Raw genomic sequence first — 1,636 nt, forward strand, 5'->3', positions numbered from 1 at the left:
GCTGGAGGTTGGCCTGTTGCTCGCTGGCATCGAGCAACGGCAGTTCGCCGACGCGCTGTTGCGGACGCTCGACGATGGCGCGCAGCAGGTTCTGCCAGTGCCCCAGCATCTGTTCGATGGTGTGGGCCTCGAACACGTCGGTGGCAAAGGTCAGCGAAGCCGCTATGCCCTCCTCACGCTCGAACACCTCCAGCGACAGGTCGAACTGTGCGGTATGGGTATCCCACTGCAACGCCTCCACCTGCAGGTGCGGCAACGGCTGCAGCCCCTGCCCGTCCCGGGTTTGCGCCTGGTAGTTGAACAGCACCTGGAACAACGGGCTGCGCCCCAGGTTGCGGCCCGGCTGAAGTGCCTCCACCAATTGCTCGAACGGCAGGTCCTGGTGCGCATGAGCCTGCAGGGTGGCCTGGCGCACCTGCTCCAGCAGCGCAGTGAACGCCTGTCGCCCGCTCACCTGAGCCTTGAGTACCAGGGTGTTGACGAAGAAGCCGATCAGGCCCTCGGTTTCCAGGCGGTTGCGGTTGGCCACCGGCACTCCGACACGAATATCGTCCTGGCCGCTATAGCGGTGCAGCAGCGCCTGGAACGAGGCCAGCAACAGCATGAACGGGGTAACCCCGCACTCGCGGGCCAGTTGCAGCAGCCCGCGTGTCAGACCGGCGTCCAACGCCACATCGCGCCTGGCGCCGTGGAAACTGCGCTGGGCGGGGTGGGCACGGTCGGTGGGCAACTGCAGCGTCGGCTGCTCGCCCCCCAGTTGCTCCAGCCAGTAGCGCAACTGACGTTCGCGCTCGCCTGCCTCCAGCCACTGACGCTGCCACTGGGCGAAATCGGCGTACTGGATCGGCAGTTCCGGCAGCACCAGTTCCTGAGCGCTGATGCCAGCGCCGTAGCGACGGATCAGTTCGTCGATCATCACCTGCATCGACCAGCCGTCCGAGACGATATGGTGCTGGGTGAGCACCAGTACATGGTCGTCCTCGGCCAGGCGCAGCAGCTTGACCCGCAGCAGCGGCCCCTGGTCCAGGGCAAACAGGCGGCTGCTTTCAGCCGCGACACTAGCCTGGATCTGCGCCGTGCGATCAGCCACATGCGCCAGCACCTCGAAGTCGATAGGCAGCGGCGCCGCGGGGTCTATGACCTGCCTGACATGGGCGTCCACCTGGACGAACCGGGTGCGCAACGGCTCATGCCGCGCAACCAGCGCATCGAAGCTGCGCTGCAACGCCGGCACATCCAGCGGCCCGCGCAGGCGCAGGGCCGCCGGCAGGTGATAGGCACTGCTCTGCGGGTCCAGCTGCCAGAGGAACCACTGGCGCTCCTGGGCGTAGGACAGCGGCAGCGGCACGCCGCGTTCGACCGCAACCAGCGCAGGCTCGTCAATGCGCTTCAATGCATCCAGCGTGGCGACGAAATCCGCCAGGCGACTGTGTTCGAACAGCGTGCGCAAGGCCACGTCGAAGCCCAGCACCTGACGCACCCGCGAGATCACCTGGGTGGCCAGCAGCGAATGCCCGCCCAGCTCGAAGAAATCGTCGGTACGGCCGATACGCTCGCAGCCGAGCATCTGTTGCCAGAGGGCGGCGATCTGTTGTTCAAGTTCGCCCTGCGGCGCCACGTACTCGGCCTGCAGCAG

1 protein-coding gene is annotated in these 1,636 nt (G+C 66.5%); it reads right to left on the bottom strand.

The features are described from left to right. Positions 1–1,636 (bottom strand): condensation domain-containing protein (locus NP552_RS25825; RefSeq protein WP_337994643.1); only part of this gene is annotated, 1,636 nt, incomplete at both ends.

It is taken from the genome of Pseudomonas sp. 8209, assembly GCF_028682105.1.
GTDB lineage: Bacteria > Pseudomonadota > Gammaproteobacteria > Pseudomonadales > Pseudomonadaceae > Aquipseudomonas > Aquipseudomonas palmensis.